The organism is Planomonospora parontospora, from assembly GCA_014647935.1.
GTDB lineage: Bacteria > Actinomycetota > Actinomycetes > Streptosporangiales > Streptosporangiaceae > Planomonospora > Planomonospora parontospora.
The window spans coordinates 592854-616570 of the sequence record BMQD01000001.1; the positions used below are offsets into that span (position 1 = coordinate 592854).

Below are 23717 nucleotides of genomic sequence, written 5' to 3' on the forward strand. Positions count from 1 at the left end.
GCCGTGAGCGGGCCGTGCACACGGGACGTCCTCGGCCGCCGCCCGTCAGGGGGCGGCCGCGGGCCGGCGCGGCAGGAACAGCGCGGCCACCACGCCCAGGGCGCACAGGACCGCGGTGAGCAGGAAGATCTCGCTGTACTCGGTGTGCAGGGCGGCCTTCACCGCAGCCTCGTACGCGGCGAGCCGCTCGGCGTAGACGTCGGCCTCCACCCCGAAGGGGAGCGGAGTGTCCAGGTCGGCGGTGAGCGACTGGAACCGGTGGAAGCCCCAGGCGGACAGGCCCGCCACGCCCAGCAGCATGCCCATCATCCGGGCCACCACCACCGCCGCCGACGCCACGCCGTGCCGGTCGGACGGTACGGCGCGCAGCACCGCCGAGGAGATCGGGGCGATCACCACGCCGAGCCCCAGGCCGGCCGTGACCAGGTCGGCGTCCATCCGGTACCCGGCGGCGGCCAGGTCGAGCGGCCACTGGCCGATCCGGACGTAGCCGACCGCGGCGACCGCCAGCCCGAGCGCCGCGACCGGGCGCTCGCCGTACCGGCGGGCCATGACCCCGCCCAGCAGGGCGGCCACGGAGAGCGCGACGAGGAAGCGGGAGAGCACCAGCGCGCCGTCCAAGGTCCCCAGGCCGAGGAGTGTCTGCGCCGACAGCTGCACGTCCACGAGGGTGACCAGCAGCGCGGCGCCGGCCAGGAAGCTGACCGCGAGGGTGGCGAAGAACGGGCCGCGCGCCACCCCGGCCAGGTCGATCACCCGCGTGCGGGCGCGCACCTCCCACACCGCGAACGCGACGCCCGCCGCGACCCCGGCGGCGATCGCCGGTGGCCCCCAGGGCGGGAGCACGGACGTGCTCGGGTCGGGGTTGTAGAGCCCGGCGACGAGCAGGCCGAGGGAGAGGGCCAGCAGCAGGCCGCCGAACAGGTCGACGCGTGCCGGCGGCTCCGCCCGGTTCTCCGCCTGGGTCCCCGCCCGGTTCTCCGTCGAGGGCTGCGCGGAGGCGGTGACCGGGGTCTCCGCCGGGTCCGCCCGCCGGAGCGGCGGCACCGAGCGCTGCACGGCGACCGCGGCGACGGCGACCAGGGGGAGGTTCAGCCAGAAGATCGAGCGCCAGCCGCCGAGCGGGACGGCGCCGAGGTGCAGGGAAGTCGGGACCAGGGCGGCCAGGCCCGCGCCGTACAGGGGTCCGAGGACGCTGCCGAGCTCCTGGGCGGCGCCGACCGCGCCGAGCGCCAGCGGGCGCCCCCGCTCGTCCCACAGGTCGCCGACCAGCGCCATGGTGATGGGCAGCAGTGCGCCGCCCGCGACGCCCTGGAGCGTACGCCCGGCGACCAGCCAGGGCACGGTGTCACCGAGCGCGGTGACGACCGAGCCGATCGCGAAGCCCGCCAGGCACAGCTGGATCAGCGGACGCCTGCCGTACCGGTCGGAGAGCTGTCCGAGGAGCGGCATGGCCGCGACGTAGCCGAGCAGGAAGCCGGTGACGATCGGGGTGGCCCGCTCCAGGTGGTTGAGGGGGACGCCGACGTCCTCGGCGATGTCGACGAGGACGGTGACCACGACGTAGGCGTCCAGGGCGGCGAGCAGCACCGCTGTGCCGCCGACGCCGAGGGCGACGCGCCGCCGGGCGGCCCGGCCGCCGCGGGGGACACCCCCGCCGGGGGCGCCGTCGGAAGCACTGCCAGGGACGCCGCCGGGAGCACTGCCGGGGGCGTCACGGCCGGGATCGGGGAGGGACGGGGAGGGCATGCCGTCACCCCGCCGGAGCGGTCACCTGGACCGGCACGTCGTAGTCGTCGAAGGTGACGGTGACCTTGCCCTCGGCCATCGGCAGGTCGGCCTTGAGGAGGCGGCCGCTGGCCTTGTCGATCCAGAGGGTGCCCTCCACGCTCTGCGCGATCCCCGGCACCAGCGCGGCGAGGACCTGCTGGGAGAGCGTGGCCGAGAGCCGGTAGGCGTCGGCGCCGTCCAGTTTCTCCTCCGCCTGGGTCTTCGGGTCCAGCGCGTTGCCCAGGAGCCGGACGACCCCCCGCTCGGGGTCGAGGATGGCGGACGGGTCGTAGACGGCGGCCAGCTCGCTGCGCGACATCTTCTGGAAGCCGCCGGTGACGCCCTTGAAGTGCACGGTCTCCCCGGCCAGTACGAAGCTGATCTCCTGGAGGCTGCCGGCGAAGTCGAGCTGGATCGTGCCGTCGGCGTCTCCGTTGGCGCTGAGGCGGCCGGAGGCCTTCTTGACCTGGAGCCTCGGCGTGTTCTCGGCCTCCATCGTGAAGGAGGCCGAGGTGACGGTCCGCATCGCCTCCGCGGACCGCTTGACCAGGTCGGGGCCGCTGGGCAGGGCGCTCCCGGAGTCGGAACCGCCGGTGCAGGCGGTGATCAGGGAGAGCGCGGCGGCCAGCGCGGCGACGAAGATCCGGCGAGCAGACATGGCCGGATCGTAGCGACCGCCCGGTCGCGGGTGGGGGCCCGGCCGGTATCGGTTTCGCTTCACCGGCGCCCGTGATGTCCCCCGGGCCCGTGGTGTCAGAGGCGTCCGAGGCGTCCGTGGCGCTACCGGCGGGACCGCCCGGGTTTCACGGCCGCCGTTCATCGCAGGTTCTTGAGGTGGTCCACCACGGGGTCGTAGGCGGCGGCCAGCTCGCGGAGCTGGTCGTCGGTGAGCAGGTCGATGAAGTGCCGCCGCACGCCTGCCACGTGCTCCGGCGCCACCTTCTGGATGGTGGCCCAGCCGTGCTCGGTCAGCACGGCGAAGGTGCCGCGCCGGTCGTCGGGGCAGGTCTCCCGGGCGACCAGGTCGGCGGCCTCCATCCGGGAGATCTGGTGGGACAGTCGGCTGCGGGACTGGATGGTGGCGTCGGCCAGGTCGCTCATGCGCATGCGGTGGCCGGGACTCTCCGAGAGGTTGACCAGGATCTCGTAGTCGTTCAGGGAGAGGCCGAAGGCCTGCAGCTCCCGGTCGAGCCGGTGCTCCAGGAGCTTGTGGGCGGCCAGATGGGTGCGCCAGGCCCGCTGCTCGATCGAGGTGAGCCAGCGAGGCGCCTCGCCGTTCACCGGTCGTTCACCGCTCTGCCCGCGCACCGCTCTCCTCGCCGCAGCTCCTCCGCCATGCCGGGGACGCCCGTCCTACCGGGTCCCGTCCCCGGTGCATGAACAGAACCTACCTCAGGCGGCGGGAGAGGCCCGGCACGGGTACGGGGGACGGTCCCGCGGGGCGGAGGCCGGGGCTCAGGGGTCCCGGCGCTCAGCCGAGCGTGGCGGGGTGGTCGGAGACGACGCAGACCGCGATCTCCCGGCCGTCCTCACCGGCCCGCCACTCGAGCAGGTGCCGGCCCTGCCAGCGCAGGGCGTGCCGGCCGCCCGGCGGGAGGTCCAGGGGGAGGGCGGACAGGTCGGCGGTGCGCAGGCCGTCCAGGGTCAGCTCGCCGCGCTTGACGAGCGCCTCCTTGCGCGTCCAGAGCCGGATCAGCTCCTCGTTGCCCCGGACCAGCTCCCGCTCCGCAGGGGCGAGCACCTGCCCGGCCAGGGACTCGTCCAGGGGACCCGGCGGGACCTGCTCGGCGTCCACGCCGACCAGGCCGGGACCCGCCGCGGCGCACACGTACCCGCGGGTGTGGCTGAGGCTGACGCCCAGCCGGGGGATCTCCGCGATGTACGGCCTGCCGTGCCCCGGCCCGTGGTGCTCGCAGACCTGGAGCAGGGTCAGCCGGTCCTCCGGCACCCCGGCCACCTTGGCCGCGCACCGCCGTACGAGCACGTGGGCCGCGACGAAGTCGCGCCGGTCGGACTCCCGGACGAACGCCGCCGCGCGCCCGCGCTCCACCTCGGTGAGCAGGTCCATCGCGGCCGGGGAGCAGATCTCGTCGGTGGGGCCGGCCAGCACCAGGCAATCGCGCATTCGCTCAGATTAGGGCTTTCGGGAGGAATGGGGGGTTATATCGCCCGAGTCACTCGTTCTTCCCGGTCGGGCTCGGGGCGGGGCCGGGCTCGACGGCCTTGCCGTCGGGGTCGGTCACGAGCTCGTCGGCGGCGCCCATCACGGTCGCGTCGTTCACCCTCCACTGGCCGCCGACCTTGACCAGGCCCAGCTCCATGTGGGCACCGAGCATGCGCCGGGTGCCCGCGGTGCTCTTCACCTGGGAGTCCACGACCGTGATGGCCCTGGCCCTGCCGTCGGCGACCTCGGAGACGTAGACGTCGCGGACGGAGGCGGTGGAGGACGCCTTCATCGCGCTGATCACGCTCTCCAGCGGGCTGAACGCCTCGTCGTAGGTCTTCTCGAAGTCCTCGCCCGACAGGCCGAAGACCCGGTCGCGGTAGGCCTGCAGATCGGTGTGGTCGTAGGTCTGCAGTGCCACGGCGAACTCCCCGGCCCTGGTGGAGACCGCGAGCCGCTCGCTCCGCTCGGTCGCGAGCCGGTCGGCCAGCCGCTCGGCGGAGACCCACTGCACCGTGCCGAAGGCCGCCGTCCCCGTGAGGAGCGCTCCCGCGACCGCCCAGACCAGCCTCCTGCGCCACGCCGCGGCGGGCGTCCCCGGCTCCCCGGGCTGCCCGAGCTCTCCGGCGGCGGTGTCGACGGCGGCGGTGTCGACGGCGGTGCTGTCGGCGGCGGTGCTGTCGGCGGCGGGGGCCTCTTCGGCGGGATCCGCTGACTTCTGGGAGGTGGGACTCATCAGTGCTCCTGTTCACGGCGGCGGGCCGCCCGGCCGACGGCGATCCAGCCGAGCACGCCGCCGGAGACGGCGACGGCGGCGAGGACCGCGATGATGAGGGGGGTGAGGTCCTGCGGCGCGGGACCGGCGGCGTCCCTCGCCTCCCCGGCCCCGGCCGGGCCGCCGGGTTCGCCGGGGCCGGTGGGATCGCCGTCCGCGGACGCCGCCTCGCCGTCCGGGGCCCCGGTGCTCGCCGCGGTCTCGTCCGCCGGACCGGCGGCTCCGTCCGGATGGGGACCGGTGTCCGGGTCGTCGTCGCCGCGCCCGGTGCTATCGGGCACGGCCCGCTCCGGGCAGGAACCGGCCTCCGGCACCGACGGGCCCGCCAGCGGGCTGCGGTACTCCTCGGCCACCTCGGGACCGCCCGGGACGCTGAAGACGAACGTGACCCTGCCGTACAGCCCTCCGGAGTGCTTCTCGGTCACGTCGGCCAGCAGGACCTGGGCGGTCGGGACCGTCCGCAGCAGGTTCGTGACGTGCGCCCGCGCCCGCGGGGTGAACACCACGCCCGGGTTCCGGCCCGCGGCGGTCAGCACGCAGGACAGGCCGGGGCGGGCGGTGCCGAGCAGGTGGTCGACCTGCCGGAAGAAGGAGGGGCCGTGTTCGAGGGCGGCGTACAGCTCCTTGCGGGACTCGCGGAGCGACCGGGTCACGGCCGCCAGGTCGGTCACGCCCTCCGCCAGCTCCTCCCGCCGGCCGGCGAGCGTGCCGGTCAGCCGGGTCAGGTTCACCGAGAGCTCGTCCAGCAGTCCGGCGTTCCCGGCGAGTGTGGCGGTGACGTCGTGCGCGTTGTCCACGAGTTCGCGGATCGACGCCGTACGGCCGTCCAGCCCGGCGGCCAGCTCGCCCACGATGGTCCGCGCGTCCTCGGGGGGCACCGCGTCCAGCAGCCTGCCGACCCCGTCGAACAGCTCCCGGTAGTCCAGCGGGACCGACGTGGCGGCCAGTGGGATGGTGGCGCCGGGTGCCAGGACGCCGTCCGGGGCCCCGGCCTCCGGCGGGGAGATCTCCACGTACGGCTCGCCGATCGCGGACTTGCGGCGCACCTCGGCTCCGGCCCCGCGGGGGATCCGCACCCCGCGGTCGATGTCCAGCGCCACCGTGATCCTGCCGGGGGCGAGCGCCACGCCGTCGATCCGGCCGATCCGCACGCCGAGGTAGGCCACGTCGAAACCGGGCACCAGGCCGGGGGAGGAGGCGAACTCCGCGTTGATCCGGTACGGCCGCTCGATGACGTCCAGCCTGATGACGCTGGTGAACGCCCAGACGGTCATCACGACGCCGAGCACCGCGAAGAAGCCGAGGTTGACCAGGACGCGGTTCCTCATCGCGGCGGCTCCAGCAGCAGCCGGAGGTCGCCGGCCGGGTCGGGCCGCCGGGGCCGGTCGCCGTCTCCCGGCCCCGGCAGCAGCAGGCCCTTCATCCAGACGTAGGCCAGCAGCTGGCCGTTCACCACGATCGGCGGCTGGTCGACGAAGTACTGCACCCGGTCGAGGAGGAGCTTCAGGTCCTCCTTGCCGCGCACGGTCGCCGCGGAGACGGCGTCGAGCCGCCGCAGCAGGGTGCGCAGCCGGGCCGCGTGCCGGGGGTAGACGGTGGTGTTGACCTCGCGGGCCAGCGCCGTCAGCTCCTTCAGGGTCTTCTTGACGTGCTTGCGGCCGTGGTTCAGCCGGGCGGCGGCGGCCTGGAGGCTGCCGGGCAGCCGGTCCAGCTCGCCGGAGCCCGCGGCCAGGTCGTCGCCCAGCTCCGCCAGGCCGTCGATCGTGCGGGCCAGTTCCGCGCGGGACCCGGCGTAGGCGGCGGCGACGTCGGCGGTCTGCCGCAGCAGGCGGTTGAGGTCGCGGCCCTTCCCGCCGATCCCGGTCGCCGCCGCGTCCAGGATCGCGTTCACGTCCTGCGCGCCGAGCGCGTCGATCAGCGGCCCGGCCCGCTCGGTGACCTGCTCGATGTCCGGTTCCACCGACGTCTCGGCGATCTCCGCGCCGTCGGCGAGGAAGGGGCCGGTGGACATGTCCGCGGCCCCGTCGCCCTCGGGCAGCCTCAGCTCTACGTAGTTCTCGCCCAGTATGGAGGTCTTGGCGACGACCGCGGAGGTGCCCTCGGGCACCCGGTGCCCGTCCTCGACGGACAGGGTGACCCTGGCGCGGTAGCCCTCCAGCCGGATGTCGGTCACGCTCCCGATCCGCACGTCGGCGACCTGCACGCTGTGCCCGGCCACCAGGCTCTGCACATCGTCGAAGACCGCCGTGAGGGTCAGCTCGCCGGACGGCGCCCCCAGGGTCTGCAGCGAGCAGGCCGCGCTGGTGGCGAGGACCAGGGTGAGAGCCAGGACGCGGGCCGGGGCTCTCCCGGCCGGTCGGGCGGCCGTCCGGCTCCACCGGGTCATCGGTTCCTCCTCCGCTCCCACGGGCAGTTGCTCAGCTCCCCGGGCAGGCACGGCACCTCGCCCAGCTCCAGGGCGTCGAAGAGCGGCGCCAGCCAGGCCCGGGTCAGCGCGTTGAGCACCAGGCGGAACGTGAGCACGTGGCGCTTGCGGTCCCAGGCCATCACCACGCCGTCGACGAAGCCGCGTGCCCCGGCGATGGCCCGGGCCGCGGACTCGCTGTTCGCCTTCAGGGTGAGCACCACCTCGGCGAGGTTCGCCACGCCCCGGGGCAGCCGCTCCTGGTAGGCCTCCAGCAGCACGTCGCCGCGCCGTACCAGCCCGGCCAGGCCGGTGATGAAGCGGCGGGTGCGCCGCCGCTCGTCGGCCAGCGCGGCACTGGCCTCGGCGAAGGCGTCGATGGTGGTCTCGACCTGCTTCTCGCGCCGGTTGAGGCTGCCCGCGAGCCGGTTCAGGCCGTCGGCCAGCTCGATCAGCTTCTCGTCCTGCCCGGCGAGGGTGCGGCTCAGCGAGGCCGCGTCGGCCAGCGCCCGGTTGATCTGCTCACCGCGGCCCCGGACGGTGTCGGCCAGGTTCCCGGCCACGTCGCCCATCCGATCGGTGTCGAGGGCGTCGGTGAGCCTGGTGAACGCCGCCAGCGCGTCGTCGATCTCCACGGGCAGGTCGGTGCGCTCCAGGGGGATCACCGCCCCCGGGGCGAGCCGCGGCCGGCCCGGCTTCCACGGCGGGTGCAGCACCACGCTCCGCTCACCCAGCGTGTTCTGCGGGGCCACCACCGCCCGCACGTCGGCCGGGAGCGGCACGTCCCCGTCGACGAGCAGGTCGGCGCGGACCCGCTCGCCCTCGATGGTCAGCCGCTCCACCGTGCCCGCGTCCAGGCCCAGCACCTTCACCTTGGCCTGCTCGTACAGGGAGGGCGCGGCGCCGAAGTAGGCGGTCAGCCGGTACGGCGCCGCCCCGCCGGGCAGCAGCGAGCAGCCTCCCGCCGAGGCCGCCAGCGCCAGGACCAGCAGCGCCGCGACCAGCCGGCGCACTCCGGAGCCCGCCGCGGCCGGGCCCGGCGGCCGGGCACCCGGCGCGCGGCCCGCCCCCCGTGGGCCGGGACGCGTCACCGGTTCGGGGCGGGGCACGAGGCCGGGGCGGGTCACCTGTCCCTCCTGTCCTTGCGGATGGCGCCGAGCACCTCGGGGTTGATCGGGCCGAGCCCGGTGGCGATGACGTCGATCCACGGACCCTGCCCGCCGGTGGCGGCCAGCCCGGAGAAGGTGGGCCCGGCCCAGGCGAGGACCGAGCCGAGGCCGCGGGCCGAGTCGAGGCGGCCCGCGATCGCGGACGCGTCGTCCACCACCGCGACCAGGTTCCTCTCGTGCTCGGCGATCAGGGTGCCGATCGCGTTCACCAGGTCGCTGCCGTCGCCGAGCAGGGTCTTCAGCTCGGCCCGGCGGCGGCGCAGCTCGTCGAGCATCACCTCGACGGAGTCGACGAGGCGGCCGAGCTGGGCGTCCTTGGCGTCCAGTAACTTCATGACCCGGTCGCCGGCGTCGAGCAGCCGCTGCAGTTCGGGCTCGCTCTCGCCGATGACCTCCGACAGTTCGCCGATGTCGTCCAGCAGCCGGCTCACCCGGCCCCGGGGCGCGGGTTCCAGCTCGGACAGCTCCCGCAGGAGCCTGTCGACCGCGTCGGTGTCGAGCCGCTGCACCAGCCGGGTCGCGTCCTTGAGCGCGTCGGGGATCAACGTCGGGGTGCCGGTCCGCTCCATCGGGATGAGCCGCTCCGACTCGGGCAGCTCGTCCATGTAGGGCCGGGTGACCGGCCCGGTGAGCCTGATGTAGCGCCCGCCCAGCAGATTGGAGAGGGCGACCTCGGCGCGGGTCCGCGGGCCGAGCCTGACCCCGTCGTCGACCTTCCAGGTCACCACCACGTGGCCCCGGCCGTAGTCGGCGCGGACCTCGGTGACCTCGCCGACGGGCACACCCGCCACCCGCACGTCGTTGCCCGCGCGCAGGCCCGCGGCGTCCGGCAGGATCGCCGACATCGTGTAGCCGCCCTCCAGCAGGCCGAGGTTGCCGACCAGGAAGGTCACGACCAGCACGGCGGCGAGCACCGCCGCCGAGACCGCGCCGACGACCCTGCGGTCGCGGTCGCGGAAGGACTTGAGCGCCATCATCACGGCCCCACCAGGACGCGCCGCAGATCGCCCGTGGACGTGAGCTTGAGGCCGCCGCGCAGCGGCGGCGGGTTCCGCATGGGGTAGGGGCAGGGCAGCGGGCCGAGCGCGACACAGGGCACCGCCGTGGTCACGAAGTGGCCCCGGCCGGTCACCTGGAACGAGCGCTGCAGCGGCGGGGTGAGCGTGCCCAGCAGCTTCTCCACGCCGTCGAGGTTGCGGCGCACCCCGCCGGTGAGGCGGGCCATGCGGTCCACCACCCGGCCGAACTCCCGGGCGTTGTCGCCGAGCACCCGGTCGGTGACGCGGGCGGTGGCCGACAGCTCCACCAGCGCCTCGTCGACCAGCCTGCGGTTGCGGGCGAACGCGCCGGTCAGCTCGACCAGGTCGTCCACCAGCCGGGCGATCTGCCCGTCCCGGCGGGCGATCACCTCGGTCACCGTGGCGTAGTCCTCCAGCAGTCCCTTGACGACCTCCTTTCGCCCGGCCACGGTGGCGGTCAGCTCGCCGAGGTCGTCCACCAGGCGCGGGATTTCCTCCTGGTTGCCGTCCAGTGCCTCGCCCGCCGCGGTGAGCAGCCGGTTGATCTGCTCGGGGTCGAGGCTGCGGGTGAGCGGGCCGAGGTCGGCGACCAGGTCGCCGATGTCCACCACCGAGCTGGTCCGCTCCACCCGCGCGCCGTCGGCCAGCATGTCCTTCGCGGTGCCCGGCTCCAGGTACACCACCCGCTGGCCGACCGCGTCGCGCCAGCGGACCGCCGCGGAGCTGTCGGAGGGCACCCGCACCGAGGTGCGCACGCCCAGCACCACCTCGGCCCTGCCGTCGACCACCTCGATCGACTCGACCCGGCCGACCGGAGCTCCCGCGATCTTCACCTGGTCGCCCGTGCGGAGCCCGGAGACGTCGTCGAAGACGCCGGTCAGGCGGTAGGTGTCACCGGTCCCCACCCGGGCGATCTGCGCTCCGATCGCGACGATCAGCGTGATCGTGACGAGCAGGAACAGCGCGAGCTTGACCAGGGTGCGGCGCCGCCGGACGAGGTCTCCCGATCGGGCCACGGCTCACCCGCCGTCCGCGGCGCGGCAGGCACCGGCGAAGAGCACGCAGGGGTCGGTGTGCACGTAGGCGGCCATCTTCAACTGGTTCGCGCGGCCCGGCCCCTTGCCGCCGATCAGGTCGTTCAACCCGGCGAGCAGGCCGTTGAGCCCCCGGACGCCGTCGCCGGCGACGCCGAGCTGCGCGGCGAGCAGGGCCGCGGCGCGCTCGCCCGCGTTCCCCGCCGCCTTGAGGTCCCGGCGATGGGCGCGCAGGCCGTGGGCGGTCAGCGCGGACAGCTCGTCGAACTCCCGCAGCAGCGCCCGCACCTTGCCGGCCCGCTCCACCAGGCCGGGGGCGAGCGCGTTGACGTCGGCGGCGATGCCCGTCAGCTCGTCGCCCCGGTCGGCCAGGGCGCCGCTCAGCGCCGCGGCGTCGCCGATGAAGCGGGTGAACTCCGCGCGCCGCCGGTGCGCGACGCCGACGACCGTCCGCGCTCCGTCGACGATCCCGCGCAGCTGCGGGCCCTTGCCGTCCAGGCCGCGGCCCAGGGTGTGCACGATGGCCGTGACGTCGGCCGGGTCCACCGCGCCGAGCCCGTCGTAGGCGTCGGCCAGGGAGTCCGACAGGTCCACCGGGTCCTCGGTCCTGGTGATCACCGCGCCGTCGCCGAGGTAGGGGCCGCGCGCCTCCCCGCCGCCGGGGACCAGGTCGACGAACTTGGGGCCGAAGATGGAGCTCGGCTCGATCACGGCGGTGACGGTCTCGGGCACCCGCACACCGGGTTCGACGTACATGGACACCACGGCCCGGCCCGCGCCGTCCAGCGTCACCGCGCTGACCCCGCCCACCGTGACCCCCCGGATCTTGACGGGGGAGTTGGGGTCGAGCCCCTGCCCGGCCCGGCCGAAGGCCGCCGACAGGCGCGTGCCGTTCACGCTCGCCGCACCCCGTACGGCGAGCACCAGGGCCGCGGTGACGGCCGCGACCAGGACCAGCGAGATCGCCAGCCGGACCGGCAGGGGGAGGACGCCGCGGGCCACGGCCGCTCACCCCGTCAGCGGCGTGCTGCTGCCGCCGCCCCAGAACAGGTAGGAGAGCAGGAGGTTGAGCAGGACGACCGTGACGATCGACTGGCGGATCGCCCGCCCGGCCGCGGTGCCCACGCCGACGGGGCCGCCGGTGGCGTTGAACCCGTAGTGGCAGTGGATGCTGATCACGGCGAAGGCGAAGACCAGCACCTTGATCACGCTGTAGAGGATGTCGACCGCCGGCAGGCCGAGGTAGAAGTAGTGGTCGTACACGCCCGGCGCCATGCCGAACAGGACCGTGCACATCAGCCGGGTGGCGAAGAAGCTGGCGAACAGCGCGATCAGGTAGACGGGGATCAGCGCGGCCATCGCGGCCACCACCCGGGTGCAGATCAGGTAGGTGAAGGCGTTGATGCCCATCACCTCCAGCGCGTCGATCTCCTCGGAGATGCGCATCGCGCCGAGCTCCGCGGTGAACGACGAGCCGACCTGGGCGGCCAGCGCGACCGCCGCGATGATCGGCGTGATCTCCCGGACGTTGGCGAAGCTGCCCACCAGGCCGATGAACGACTCGGCGCCGATCGCCTGCAGGCCCTGGTAGCCCTGGAGCCCGACGGTGGCGCCCACCGCGAAGGCCATGGTGAAGGCCACGAAGACCATGCCGCCGCCGATGACGGTCGCGCCCACGCCCACCACGACGTCGCTGATCTGGCGGAGCACGACCTTGGTGAACCTGGCCCGCAGGACGATGTCCCGGACCGAGTAGAAGACGACCTTCGCCAGGAAGACCGGCCAGTCGGAGAGCGAGGCCAGCCGTTCCGCCCCGTCGAGGAGCACGTCGTAGGCGCGCCTGCCGGCGGTGCGCGCCCCCGGGACCGCCGTCACGGCGTCCTCGGCGGGTAGGCGAGGAAGTAGATCATCGTGATCACGTAGTTGACGGCGAAGACCAGCATGAAGGTCACGACCGTGGACCGGTTCACCGCGCGGCCCACGCCGACCGGGCTGGTCTGGCAGGTCATGCCGTGGTAGCAGGACATGATCGCCGCGATGAAGCCGAAGATCCACGCCTTCAGCAGGGTCACCAGCAGGTCGCTGGTGACCAGCAGGGAGGTCGCGCCGTCGAAGTAGGCGCCGGAGGTGACGCCCTGCACGACGACGTTGAAGAAGTAGCCGCCCGCCGCCCCGGCCACGATGACCAGCGGGACCAGCAGCACCGCCACGGTGCTGGCCGCCCACAGGCGGGGGGTGACCAGGCGGTGGATCGGGTTGACCGCCATGACCTCCATGGCGGCCAGCTCGTCGCGGATGTTGCGGGCGCCGATGTCGGAGGTCATCGCCGACCCGCCCGCCCCGGCGATGAGCAGCGCCGAGGCCATCGGGGCGACCTCGCGGACCAGCCCGACCACGACCGCGCCGCCGGTGGCGGAGGAGGCGCCCAGCTGCCAGGCCAGGTCGCCCACCTGCAGGGCGACGGTGGCCCCGAGGGGGAGCGAGACGAGGAGCACCGGCAGGCTGGTGACGCGGGCCAGGAACCAGCACTGCTGGACGAACTCCCAGAACCAGGTCCGCACGTCCCAGCTGCGCCGGAAGCCCTCCAGGGCGATCACCGACATGTCGCCGACCCGGTCGAGCGCGCCGGAGGCGGTGCGCACGAGGAGGCCGGCGACCCTGCTCCCGGTGCTCCCGGTGCTCCCGGTGCTCCCGGTGCTCCCGGCGGTCCGGCCGCCCGCGGCGCCTCCGGGGGTTCCGGCGGTCCGGGCGGTCCGGGCGGTCCCGGTGCCCCCGCCGTCCCCGGCGCTGCTCGGCATGGCGTCCGCCATCGGTCACCTCGGATTCCGCGGCTACGACCTTGGAGCAGTCACGCTAATGACGGTCCGTCCGGTAAGTCGATGCCTGCCGGGGAATTTGCGCGAAAGGGATGAGGCCCCGAGCGCGACTTGTCAGGGCCTCACACTTTCCCGCCGGTCCGGCCGGACCGGCGGTCCCTCCGGGTCAGCCCGCCAGGCCGGCCATCCAGCTCTCGACCTCGTCGGGGTGGCGCGGCAGCCCGGCCGACATGAGGCGGGCGCCGTCGGCGGTGACGACGAGGTCGTCCTCGATGCGCACGCCGATGCCGCGCAGCTCCGGCGGGAGGGTCAGGTCGTCCCGCTGCAGGTACAGGCCGGGCTCGACGGTGAGCACCTGGCCCTCCTCCAGCACGCCGTCCAGGTAGACCTCCGCGCGGGCCCGGGCGCAGTCGTGCACGTCCATGCCGAGCATGTGGCCGCTGCTGCACAGGGTGTAGCGGCGGTACAGGCCGCTGCCGGGCTCCATCGCCTCGTCGGGGCTGATCTTCAGCACGCCCCAGTCGTGCAGCCCCTCGGCGATGACCCGCATGGCGGCCTGGTGGAAGTCGCGGAAGCGCGCGCCCGGCCGGAGCGTGGCGATGGCCGCGTTCTGCGCCTCGTAGACCAGCTCGTAGACCTGGCGCTGGACGGGGCTGAAGCGGCCCGACAGCGGCAGGGTCCGGGTGATGTCGGCGGTGTAGAGGTTGTCGGTCTCCACACCGGCGTCCAGCAGCAGCAGGTCGCCGGAGTCCAGGCGGCCGTCGTTGCGGATCCAGTGCAGCACGCACGCGTGGGCGCCGGAGGCCACGATGCTGTCGTAGCCGCCTCCGTTGCCCTCCAGGCGGGCGCGCAGGCCGAAGACGCCCTCCAGGTAGCGCTCGCCGCGCGGGTGGGGCAGGGCGGCGGGCAGCGCCCGCACCACGTCCTCGAACCCGCGGACGGTGGCGTCCACCGAGAACTGCAGCTCGGCGACCTCCCAGTCGTCCTTGATCAGCCGCATCTCCGACAGGAACGCCTCCAGCTCGGCGTCGCCGTCGTGCGGCGCGACCCGGGCGTCGACGGAGGCGTCCACCCCGCGCAGTACCCGGGCGGGCCCGCCCAGCGCCTCGTCGAGCCGGTCGATCGGCGCGCAGCCGACCTGGTAGAGCGCCTCGGCCTCGGCCAGGTCGAGGCGGCGGCCCACCCAGAACTCGCCGTAGCGGCGGTCCCGGTAGAACTCCTGCCCGGCCGCCCCCGGCGCCGAGCGCGGCGAGCGCGGGCGCAGGAAGAGCCGCGCCTCCCCGGACGGCTCGACGACCAGGACGTCGTCGGGTTCCTGGTCGCCGGTCAGGTAGGTGAACGCGCTGTGCGACCGGAAGCGGTAGTCGCTGTCGTTGCTGCGGACCTTCAGGGTTCCCGAGGGGATGACGAGCCGCTCGCCGGGGAAGCGGGCGGCGAGCGCCGCGCGCCGCTTGGCCGTGTAGGCCGCGAGCGGCAGCGGGGCCAGGTCGCCGCGGCGGGTGTCGGCCCACCCGGTCTCCATGAAGGCCGCCAGGGCGTCGGAGACCGGCAGGTCGTGGCTGCCGGTGTTCAACTTGTCGGTCATTTCCGAAGGATACGGCCCGCGCCGCTCCGGGGAGGGCGGCGCGGGCCGTACGGTGTCCGGGCCGCGAGCAGGTGACCGGTCCGGGAGCCGGTGGCAGGCGGCCGCTCCGGGGAGGGCGGCGTGGGCCGTGCGGTGGCCGTGCGATGGCCGGGGCGGCGGCCCGCCCCGGGCCGGGTCAGCCGCCGGAGGGGACCTGGTAGTCCTTGACGATGTCGGCCGTGAACGGCTCCTTGACGACGACCGCGCCGCCCAGGGCCTCCTTGTCCGGCTTGACCACGTAGGACCGCAGGGAGGCGGGCTTGTCGAACACGGTGAAGTCCATGACCCCGCCGTACTGCTCGCCCCAGGCGTTCTGACCGCGGTGCGCGGCGACCACGCCGGCCCGGGTCAGGTCCTTGCCCTCGCAGGCCTTCTTGAGCGCGTCGACCACGATGCCCGCGGCGGTGTAGCCCGCGGAGACGCCGCTGTCGACGGCGTCGCCCGGGTACTTGGCCTTGTAGTCCTCGCCGAGCTTCTTGATGGCGGGCAGGTCCGAGCTCATCGGGGCGCCCGCGGTCACGTACTCGAAGGCGGCCAGCAGCGCCGGGCCCGCCGGGGTGGGCAGCAGCTGCGGGGAGTAGGCCGAGTTGCTGCCGAGGAACGGCACCTTCATGCCGCCGGCCAGGGCGACGCCGACGAGGGAGGCGGTCTGCCGGGGGCCGACGGAGACGAGGATCGCCTTGACCCCGGCCTTCTTGAACGCCGCGACCTGGGCGGTCATGTCCTGGTCGGTCGCCTTGATCTTCTGCTCCACGAGCTTCAGGCCGAGCTTGTCGGCGGCGAACTTGGAGCCGTTGAGCGCGGTCTCGCCGTAGTCGCCCTCGAAGTACAGGTGCCCGATGGAGTCGCCGGACTTGACGCCCTTCTCCTTCACCAGGTACTCGACACCGTTGATCATGTCGATGTCGTAGGTGGTCCCGGTGACCTGGATCGGCTTGCTGCCGAGCAGGTGGGTGGCCCACGCCTGCGGGATGGTGAGCATCTGGTCGGTCTCGATGCGCTGCTTGACCGCGTTGACCATGGGGGAGCCGACGACGTGGGCGAGCGCGACCGACTTCGGGCCGATCTCGGTGTAGGCGGCCACGGCCTTCTGCACGTCGTAGCCGTGGTCGCGGACGATCGACTCCAGCTTCCGGCCGCAGATGCCGCCGGCCTGGTTGACCTGCTCGAAGTAGAGCTGCTGGGCGTTGGTCAGGCTCTTGCCGAACGAGGCGTAGGGGCCGGTCAGGTCGGTGATCATGCCGATCGTGATGGCGTCGGCGGTCACGCCCGGTCCGGTCTTCACCCCGTCGGCGGAGGCGGCGGCGCCGCTCCCGCCTCCGCCGGTGGCCTTCTCGCTGGCGCACGCGGTGACGGCCAGCGCCAGGACCGCCGCGGCGGCGAGTCCTCGGGTGCTCCGTGGGATTCTCATGTCAGTTCCTCGTCTCGGGGGTGGGCGTGAGAGCGTGCTTGACGGGCGCGGCGGGCGCCGAGCGCCGGGCGAGGCGGAGGCGGGCCTTGGTGAACAGGCCGAACAATCCGCCGGGCAGGAAGAGGACCACGACGACGACGGCGAGGCCGTACAGGATCTGGGCGGCCTCCGCGGCCCCGATCCCCTCCTGGCCGGTGGGCGCGACCAGGGGCAGCGCGTCGCTGTAGCGGGTGAACAGCGAGGGCAGCATGGACACGAAGAACGCGCCGATCACCGCTCCCGCGACCGAGCCCAGTCCGCCGATGATGATCATCGCGAGGTAGGACAGGGCCAGGATGAGGCCGAAGTAGTCCGGCACGGTCTGCCGGAAGACCAGGGCGATCAGCACGCCGGCGAGCCCGCCGTACATCGACGAGAGCACGAACACGCCGGCGCGGTAGCGGGTCACCGGGACGCCCATCACCCCGGCGGCGATCTCGTGGTCGCGGATGGTGTTCATGGCCCGCCCCGGGCGGCCCCGCAGCACGCCGCGGGCGAACAGCCCCGCGCCGACCAGCAGGACGACGCCCAGGAACCAGAGCCGCTCCAGCGCGCCGAACGGCACTCCGGCGATCACCAGGGGCTCGGGCGTGTCGGTGAAGGCGAACCCGAACAGCTCCATCGGCGGCACCGGCCGGCCGTTGTGGCCGCCGGTCACCGGGGTGGCGTTGGACATCGCGAAGTGGCCGATGAAGATCAGCGCCAGGGTGGCGATGCCGAGGTAGGCGCCCTTGAGGCGGCCGGCGATGGGGCTGAACAGGCCACCCGCGACGCCCGCCAGCAGCACCGCGAGCACCGCCGCCAGGGGGGTGGGCAGGCCCAGCCCGTCCAGCTCGCCGTCGCCCGAGGGCGCGGAGGCGAAGTAGACGTAGCCGAAGGCGCCAACCGCCAGGAAGAACGCGTGGCCCATGGAGAGCTGGCCGGTGGCGCCGGTCAGCAGGTTGAGGCCGATGGCGCCGATCGCCGCCGCCATCGCGAAGAGGCCGTCCTGCAGCCAGATGCCGTCCAGGTAGAACGGCGCGACGACGACGCCGGCGGCCACCAGGACCCACCAGAGGGGGGTGACGATCCTAGACACGGGCCAGCTCCTTCGTCCCGAACAGCCCCGCGGGGCGGATGAGCAGGACGATGATCATCACCAGGAAGGGGGCGACGTCGCCGAGGCCCCGGCCCAGGAAGGACAGCTCCTCCTGGTAGCCGCCGACCAGCGACTCGGTGATGCCGATGATGAACCCGCCGGCGAGCGCGCCGCCGGTGGAGTCCAGGCCGCCGAGGATCGCCGCGGGGAAGGCCTTCATCGCCACGGCGGTCACGTTGCGGTCCAGGCCGGGCGTGGGGAAGACGCACATGAACAGCGCGGCGACGGCGGCGAGCGCCCCGGCGACCGCCCAGGCCCCCATCGAGACCCGGCCGCGCCGTACGCCCATCAGGGCGGCGGTCTCGGAGTCCTCCGCGGTGGCGCGCATCGCCACCCCCCAGCTGGTGTACTTGAAGGCCAGCAGGAAGGCCGTGATCACGACGGCCGCCGAGACGAGCGCGGCGATCCGGGTGGCCGGGACGTTGACCGACCCCAGCTGCAGGACGTCGCTGCCCCACGGGTCGCCGAGCGCGAGCACCTCGGTGCCGATCTGCCGGGTCAGCTCGGTGACCAGGATCAGGTCGACGCCGATCGTCACGATCGCCAGCACGCTGTGCGACAGGACGTTCGCCCGGCGGATGACCGCGAACTCGATCAGGGCGCCCAGGGCGGCCGCCCCGGCGACGCCGAGCAGCAGGGCGGCCCAGAACCCGACCAGCGGGTGCGTCTTGGCGATGACGAAGCCGCCGACCAGCAGCAGCGAGGCGTGCGCGAAGTTCACCACCTCGGTCGCCTTGAAGATGACGACGAACCCGAGGGCGATCAGCGCGTACACCGCGCCCACCGAGATCCCGCCCACCAGCAGTTCGATGAAAGTGCTCACGAAGCGGCCTCCTCGGTCTCGCTCGTCGCGCCCAGGTACGCCCGGATGACCTCCGGGTCGTTCTGGACCTTCTCCGGGGGGCCGTCGGCGATGAGCCTGCCGAAGTCCAGGACCGTCACGGCGTCGGCCAGGCGCATCACCATCCCCATGTCGTGCTCCACGAGCAGGATCGAGATCCCGAGGCTCTCGCGGACGGCCGTGATCAGCTCGGCCATGTCGCGCCGCTCGCCGCCGTTCATGCCGGCCACCGGCTCGTCGAGCATCAGCAGCCTGGGCTCCATGCACAGCGCCCGGGCCAGCTCGACGCGCTTCTGCACGCCGTACGGCAGCAGGCCCACGGGCACGTCCAGGCGCTCGGTGAGGCCCACGAACGCGGCGATCTCCTCCACCCGGGCGTTGTGCCGGGCGGCCTCCCGGCGGGCGGACGGCAGGCGCAGCCCGGCCGAGACGAATCCGGCGCGGGTCAGCCGGTGGCGCCCGAGCATCAGGTTGTCGCGCACCGACAGGTGCGGCGAGAGCGCGATGTTCTGGAAGGTGCGGGCCAGGCCCAGCCCGGCGATGCGGTGGGGGGCCATGGCGGTCAGCTCGGCGTCGCCGAAGCGCACGCTGCCGGAGGTGGCCCGGTAGACGCCGGAAAGGACGTTGAAGCAGGTCGACTTGCCCGCGCCGTTGGGGCCGATGACCGCGTGCACGCTGCCCGGCTCGACGCTGAAGCCGACCGCGTCGAGCGCGGTGAGCCCGGCGAAGCGCACGGTGACGTCGCGGACCTCCAGTCGGGGGACGGAGGTCATACCGTCCGGTTGGTATGTGTCGCTCATGCGGACCGCCCGAGGGGTGCCGTGGAGAGGGGCGCGGAGGGGGACGCGGAGGGGGACGCGGAGGGGGACGCGGAGGGGGCCCGGGTCATGCCGACCACCTGCTCAGCGCGGGGCGCCGGACGGCCGCGCCGTCCGGGCGGACCGGCGGGTCCCCGGCGTCCCCGCCGACGCCCAGGTAGCGGCGGCGCACCTCGTCGCTGGCGGCGAGTTCGGCGGCCGGGCCGGACAGGGCGATCTCGCCGACCTCCAGCACGTAGGCGTGGGAGGCCAGGGACAGGGCCATGGCGGCGTTCTGCTCCACCAGGAGCACCGTCGTGCCCTGGGCGTTGATCTCCCGCACGGTCTCGGCGATCCGGGCCGCCATCAGCGGCGCCAGGCCGAGCGTGGGCTCGTCGAGCAGGAGCACCTCCGGGCAGGCCATCATCGCCCGGCCCATGGCGAGCATCTGCTGCTCGCCGCCGGACAGCAGGCCGGCGCGCTGGCGGGCCCGTTCGGCGAGCACCGGGAAGAGCTCCAGCACGCGCTCCCGGGCCTCGGCGGCGGACCTGCGGTCCCGCGCCCCGAGCGCGCCGGCCCGCAGGTTCTCCTCCACGGTCATCCGCGCGAAGACCCTGCGGCCCTCGGGGACCTGCACGACGCCGCGTGCGACGACGGCCGAGGTGGCCGCACCGGACAGCTTCACGCCGTCGAGGGTCACCTCGCCCGAGGTGATCCCGCCGCGTTGGAAGCGGAGCGTTCCCGAGACGGCGCGCAGCAGTGTGGACTTGCCCGCGCCGTTGCCGCCGAGCACCGTCACGACCGCCCCGCGCGGCACGTCCAGGGAGATCCCGCGCAGGGCCGTGACAGGCCCGTAGTTCACCGCCAGATCCCTGACCGAGAGCCCGGAGGCTCCAGGCGGCCGGGGGTCGTGGACGTTCATATGCATGCCTCCTGACAACCGATGAACGCACCCAACCCACGCGGTCCACCGGCGTCCAGAGGGCCGGGTGAAGTCGGGGCGGCCGCCCACGGAGGGCCGGTGCGGGTTGTGCTCCAGCACAACACGGGATCACGAAACGAAACAGAACCTTGTTCCGCTCCATGTGCGCTGACACGATGGCCAGATGGGGATCCGGTCCGCCGACGACGACGAGGTGCGCAGGATCATGCGCCTGGCCGCGAGCCGGCTGCTGGAGCGGCTCCCCGAGCTCACCGACGAGCTCGTGGCCAGGACCCGCGACACCGACGAGGCCTATCGCAGGATGGTGCCAACCGACGACCACTGGCAGAGCGTGTACGAGGCCATGGAGACGGGCATCGGCGCGATCCTGCTGCCCCGGCCGGAGCGGCGGGACCTGCAGCAGGCGGAGCGCACGGCCCGCCGCCGCGCCGAGCAGGGCCTGCCGATGGACTCGCTGCTGCGCAGCTACCGGGTCTCCGCGCAGGTGATGTGGGACGGGCTGGTCGGGGTCGTCGCCGAGGAGGAGCCCGACAGCCTCCCGGTGCTCATCCGCAGCGCCACGAAGGTCTGGAACGCCGTCGACCGGCAGGCCGTCGCGGCCGCCGAGTCCTACCGCAGGAGGGAGGCCGAGATGTTCGGCCGCACCGCCGAGCGGGTCCAGGCACTGCTCGACGCCCTCCTGGAGGACCGGGCCGACGCCGCGCTGGTGCGCAGCGCCGCCGCGGCCCTGGACCTGCCGGAGCTCGGCCGCTACGCGGTCGTCATCACCCGGCTGCCCGGCCGCGGCGGGCACGCCGACGACGGCTCCCGTCCGGCGGCCCTGGGCGGCGTCCGGCTGCTGTGGCGGATGCGCCCCGACTACGAGGTGGCCGTCGCCCTGCTCCACGACGAGGACGTGGAGGAGCTGACCGAGGCCCTGCGCCCGCACGTCCTCGGCTGCGCCGGGATCAGCCCGGTGGTCGAGGGCCTGGCCGAGCTCGCCCAGGCCCGCAGGCTCGCCGAGCTCGCCCTGCGGACCTGCACGGGGGAGGGCCCCGAGATCGCCAGGCTGGAGGACCGGCTCCCCGCCGCGCTGGTGGTCAGCCAGCCCGAGCTCGCCGGCCACCTCAGCGCCGCGGTGCTCCGGCCCGTCCTGGCCCTGGACCCGGCCGACCGCGAGGTGCTGCTCGGCACCCTGGAGGCGTGGCTGCGCTGCGAGGGGTCGGCGATGCGCGCCGCCGGGCAGCTCTACTGCCACCGCAACACCGTCTTCAACCGCATCCGCAGGATCGAGCAGCTCACCGGTCGTTCGCTGGCCAGGCCGCTGGACATCGTCGAACTGGCCCTGGCCCTGGACGCGGTCCGGCTGCTCCCGGTCGTCTGAGGTTTGCCGCCGCGGGCGCTTAGCCGTGAGCGAGGCGGGGCAATGTAAGGGGATACCCCCCGAGCGAGGCTGAAACCGAGGTGGTGCCAATGCTGATCGGCAGGATACTCCAGGGCAAGGGAACCAGCGTGGCGACCGTCCATCCGGACACGACCGTCACCCAGCTGCTGGGCGTCCTGGCGGACAACAACATCGGCGCCGCGGTGGTCTCCCCGGACGGCTCGTCGATCGCGGGCATCGTCTCCGAGCGCGACATCGTCCGGCGGCTCCACGACCGCGGCGCGCAGGTGCTCGACGGGCCCGTGTCGGCCATCATGACGACCGAGGTGCGCACCTGCTCCCCGGAGGACAACGCCGACGACCTCCGCCGGACCATGACCGACCACCGCATCCGGCACATCCCGGTGGTCTCCGGGGGCCGGATGGTGGGGCTGGTCAGCATCGGCGACGTGGTCAAGAGCAGCATCGACGAGCTCGAGACGGAGAAGGCCTCCCTGGTCGACTACCTGCACCGCCGGTCGTAGGGCGCCCGCCGCCCGGTTCGGGAGGCGTACGGCGCGGCGGGACCGGGACCCGCTCACGGGCGCGGGGGCCGGGGGTTCAGCTCTCGAGGCCCTCGAAGCCTCCGAGGCGCACCCGGTGGTGCGCCCAGCGGGCCAGCAGCGCGTCGTCGTGGCTGACGGCGAGCACGCCCGCCCCGCTGCGCTCCCGGTAGGCCTCGACGACCGCGACCAGGTGCGCCTGGGTCGAGGCGTCCAGCATGGTGGTCATCTCGTCGCAGACCAGGTAGCGCGGCTCCAGGGAGAGCGCCCGTGCCACGCACGCCCGCTGCAGCTGCCCGTCGGACACCTCGTGCGGGCGGCGGCCGAGCAGGTCGCCGGTGAGACCCGCCTCGGCGGCCAGCGCGGCCACCCGGCCGGGGTCCGCCCGGCCCGCCGCGGCCAGCGGTTCGGCGATGATCTCGGTCAGGGTCAGGCGCGGGTCCACCGCCAGGCGCGGTTGCTGGTAGAGCAGGGCGACCGCGGTGCGCAGACCGCGCGGGGCGCGCTGCCGCCAGCGCCGTACGGCCGCCCCGTCCACCGTCACCGTGCCGGCGGCGGGCCGGAGCATCAGCGCCAGCACCCGGGCCAGGGTCGACTTGCCGCAGCCGCTGGGACCGGCCAGGCCGGTCACCCGGCCGGGTTCGACGGTGAGCGAGACACCGTCGAGCACGACCTGCCGGCCGTACCGCACGGTGACGTCACGGGCCTCAAGCACGGCGGTCCTCCGGGGCGCGGCGGGCGGCGGCACGGATCTCAGGCACGGTCGTCCTCCGGGGCGCGGCGGCCGGCACCTCACGCACGGTCGTCCTCCGGGGGAAGGCGGCGGCCGGCACCTCACGCACGGTCGTCCTCCAGGGGATGGTGGCAGGCGACGCCGTCCGCCAGGGGCGGCGGCGCCGTACAGGCCCCGTCCGCCGACGGGCAGCGGGGTGCGAAGGCGCAGTCGTCCGGCAGGCGGGTCAGCTCGGGCGGCATGCCGGGGATCGGGACGAACGCCCGGTCGGGCCGGGCGTTCACCAGCCCCGCGGCGTAGGGGTGGCGCGGCCGGTCCAGCACCCGCCCGGCGGGGCCGGTCTCGACCAGGCGGCCGGCGTACATCACGGCGAGGTCGTCGGCGACCCGCTCGGCCGCCCGCAGGTCATGGGTGATCAGCAGGATGGCCCGGCCCTCGTCGCACAGCCCCCGCAGCGCCGCCATCGCCCGGTCGACCAGCGGCCGGTCCAGCCCGCCGGTCGGCTCGTCGGCCAGGATCAGCCACGGGTCCCCGGCCAGCGCCATCGCGTTGGCCACCCGCTGCGCCATGCCGCCGGACAGCTCGTGCGGATAGCGGTCGAGGTCGGCCGGGTGAAGACCCTGCCGCAGCGCGAGCTCGTCGGCGCGTTCCCGCGGCCGTGCGCGCCCGAGCTCCCGCAGCGCCTCCTCCAGCTGCGCCCGCGCGGTGCGCACCGGGGTCAGGTGGGTGGCCGGGCTCTGCGGGATCAGCCCGACCGCCCGTCCGCGCACCCGCCGGGCCAGTACGGCCTCCGGAGCGCCGAGCAGCTCCAGCGGGCCGTCCGCGTGCTCCAGCCGCGCCCGCCCGGCGACCTCGGCGTTGCCGGGCAGCAGCCCGAGCAGCGCGTGGGCGAGCACGGACTTGCCGCAGCCCGACTCGCCCACCAGGGCCAGGCACCGCCCGGGGCGCACCTCGAAGGAGACATCGGTGACCGCCCGCACGGTGGCGCCGGGCAGCCGGAAGGAGACGGTCAGCCCTTCCACCCTGAGCCGGTTCCCCCCGGCCGCGGCGGGTCCGTCCACCGGGGAGTCCCCGTCCGGGACGGGTCCGTCCGCCGAGGGGTCCCCGCCCGGGGACGGCCCGGCCGCCCCGGGAC

Annotated in this window: 23 protein-coding genes; 2 read left to right on the forward strand and 21 right to left on the reverse strand. The window is 74.3% G+C overall.

The genetic code is table 11. The features are described from left to right. Positions 1-45: 45 nt before the first annotated feature. The 19 genes from IEZ07_RS02685 to IEZ07_RS02775 all read right to left on the reverse strand — a co-directional run bounded on the left by IEZ07_RS02685 (position 46) and on the right by IEZ07_RS02775 (position 19923). Complete coding sequence (locus IEZ07_RS02685) at positions 46-1749, reverse strand: MFS transporter (protein WP_191893278.1); 1704 nt, start codon at positions 1747-1749, stop codon at positions 46-48. Between the two features lie 4 nt (positions 1750-1753). Beyond that, a complete protein-coding gene (locus IEZ07_RS02690) occupies positions 1754-2428 on the reverse strand; it encodes an LppX_LprAFG lipoprotein (protein ID WP_191893279.1) in 675 nt (224 codons plus the stop codon). 158 nt (positions 2429-2586) lie between these two features. Further along, a complete protein-coding gene (locus tag IEZ07_RS02695) occupies positions 2587-3078 on the reverse strand; it encodes a MarR family winged helix-turn-helix transcriptional regulator (RefSeq protein ID WP_239319332.1) in 492 nt (163 codons plus the stop codon). A gap of 163 nt (positions 3079-3241) precedes the next feature. Next, the gene (locus tag IEZ07_RS02700; RefSeq protein ID WP_068894073.1) at positions 3242-3895 is read right to left on the reverse strand and encodes a 4'-phosphopantetheinyl transferase superfamily protein; all 654 of its coding nucleotides are present in this window, start codon (positions 3893-3895) and stop codon (positions 3242-3244) included. Between the two features lie 49 nt (positions 3896-3944). Further along, positions 3945-4670 carry a hypothetical protein gene (locus tag IEZ07_RS02705; protein WP_191893280.1) on the reverse strand — a complete coding sequence of 242 codons (726 nt, stop codon included), beginning with the start codon at positions 4668-4670 and terminating at the stop codon, positions 3945-3947. Beyond that, positions 4670-6037, reverse strand: coding sequence for an MCE family protein (locus tag IEZ07_RS02710; RefSeq protein ID WP_191893281.1), 1368 nt, complete (start codon positions 6035-6037; stop codon positions 4670-4672). The genes IEZ07_RS02705 and IEZ07_RS02710 overlap by 1 nt, the downstream gene beginning before the upstream one ends. Beyond that, positions 6034-7095, reverse strand: coding sequence for an MlaD family protein (locus tag IEZ07_RS02715; RefSeq protein ID WP_191893282.1), 1062 nt, complete (start codon positions 7093-7095; stop codon positions 6034-6036). The genes IEZ07_RS02710 and IEZ07_RS02715 overlap by 4 nt, the downstream gene beginning before the upstream one ends. Beyond that, complete coding sequence (locus IEZ07_RS02720; protein ID WP_239319338.1) at positions 7092-8240, reverse strand: MCE family protein; 1149 nt, start codon at positions 8238-8240, stop codon at positions 7092-7094. The genes IEZ07_RS02715 and IEZ07_RS02720 overlap by 4 nt, the downstream gene beginning before the upstream one ends. Further along, positions 8237-9259, reverse strand: a complete 1023-nt coding sequence (locus IEZ07_RS02725; RefSeq protein WP_239319341.1) for an MlaD family protein — start codon at positions 9257-9259, stop codon at positions 8237-8239. The genes IEZ07_RS02720 and IEZ07_RS02725 overlap by 4 nt, the downstream gene beginning before the upstream one ends. After that, positions 9259-10317, reverse strand: a complete 1059-nt coding sequence (locus tag IEZ07_RS02730) for an MCE family protein (protein WP_191893283.1) — start codon at positions 10315-10317, stop codon at positions 9259-9261. Before IEZ07_RS02730 ends, IEZ07_RS02725 begins: the two co-directional genes overlap by 1 nt. Before the next feature lie 3 nt (positions 10318-10320). Further along, on the reverse strand, positions 10321-11337 hold the full coding sequence (locus IEZ07_RS02735) for an MCE family protein (RefSeq protein ID WP_191893284.1): 1017 nt from the start codon (positions 11335-11337) through the stop codon (positions 10321-10323). 6 nt (positions 11338-11343) lie between these two features. Then, positions 11344-12210 (reverse strand): ABC transporter permease, encoded by an 867-nt coding sequence (locus tag IEZ07_RS02740; RefSeq protein ID WP_191893285.1) that lies wholly within the window; start codon positions 12208-12210, stop codon positions 11344-11346. Beyond that, complete coding sequence (locus IEZ07_RS02745) at positions 12207-13145, reverse strand: MlaE family ABC transporter permease (RefSeq protein WP_444980668.1); 939 nt, start codon at positions 13143-13145, stop codon at positions 12207-12209. The genes IEZ07_RS02740 and IEZ07_RS02745 overlap by 4 nt, the downstream gene beginning before the upstream one ends. A gap of 172 nt (positions 13146-13317) precedes the next feature. Then, complete coding sequence (locus IEZ07_RS02750) at positions 13318-14736, reverse strand: aminopeptidase P family protein (protein WP_191893286.1); 1419 nt, start codon at positions 14734-14736, stop codon at positions 13318-13320. Positions 14737-14911: 175 nt separating this feature from the next. Then, complete coding sequence (locus IEZ07_RS02755; protein ID WP_191893287.1) at positions 14912-16186, reverse strand: ABC transporter substrate-binding protein; 1275 nt, start codon at positions 16184-16186, stop codon at positions 14912-14914. A 1-nt stretch (position 16187) separates the two neighbouring features. After that, the gene (locus IEZ07_RS02760) at positions 16188-17303 is read right to left on the reverse strand and encodes a branched-chain amino acid ABC transporter permease (RefSeq protein WP_239319344.1); all 1116 of its coding nucleotides are present in this window, start codon (positions 17301-17303) and stop codon (positions 16188-16190) included. Beyond that, entirely contained in the window at positions 17296-18186 is an 891-nt protein-coding gene (locus tag IEZ07_RS02765) for a branched-chain amino acid ABC transporter permease (RefSeq protein WP_191893288.1), read from the reverse strand. Before IEZ07_RS02765 ends, IEZ07_RS02760 begins: the two co-directional genes overlap by 8 nt. Next, complete coding sequence (locus IEZ07_RS02770) at positions 18183-18977, reverse strand: ABC transporter ATP-binding protein (RefSeq protein WP_191893289.1); 795 nt, start codon at positions 18975-18977, stop codon at positions 18183-18185. Before IEZ07_RS02770 ends, IEZ07_RS02765 begins: the two co-directional genes overlap by 4 nt. A 112-nt stretch (positions 18978-19089) precedes the next feature. After that, the gene (locus IEZ07_RS02775; RefSeq protein ID WP_191893290.1) at positions 19090-19923 is read right to left on the reverse strand and encodes an ABC transporter ATP-binding protein; all 834 of its coding nucleotides are present in this window, start codon (positions 19921-19923) and stop codon (positions 19090-19092) included. A gap of 184 nt (positions 19924-20107) precedes the next feature. Here IEZ07_RS02775 and IEZ07_RS02780 point away from each other — a divergent pair, with 184 nt between their 5' ends. Both IEZ07_RS02780 and IEZ07_RS02785 read left to right on the forward strand, forming a co-directional pair. Further along, positions 20108-21307 (forward strand): PucR family transcriptional regulator, encoded by a 1200-nt coding sequence (locus IEZ07_RS02780; RefSeq protein WP_191893291.1) that lies wholly within the window; start codon positions 20108-20110, stop codon positions 21305-21307. 89 nt (positions 21308-21396) lie between these two features. Further along, a complete protein-coding gene (locus IEZ07_RS02785) occupies positions 21397-21831 on the forward strand; it encodes a CBS domain-containing protein (protein ID WP_068894061.1) in 435 nt (144 codons plus the stop codon). 76 nt (positions 21832-21907) lie between these two features. On the opposite strand, the gene IEZ07_RS02790 is transcribed toward IEZ07_RS02785, so the two are convergent. Further along, entirely contained in the window at positions 21908-22564 is a 657-nt protein-coding gene (locus IEZ07_RS02790) for an ABC transporter ATP-binding protein (protein ID WP_191893292.1), read from the reverse strand. Positions 22565-22683: 119 nt separating this feature from the next. Continuing rightward, positions 22684-23643, reverse strand: coding sequence for an ABC transporter ATP-binding protein (locus tag IEZ07_RS02795; RefSeq protein WP_191893293.1), 960 nt, complete (start codon positions 23641-23643; stop codon positions 22684-22686). Positions 23644-23717 lie beyond the last annotated feature (74 nt).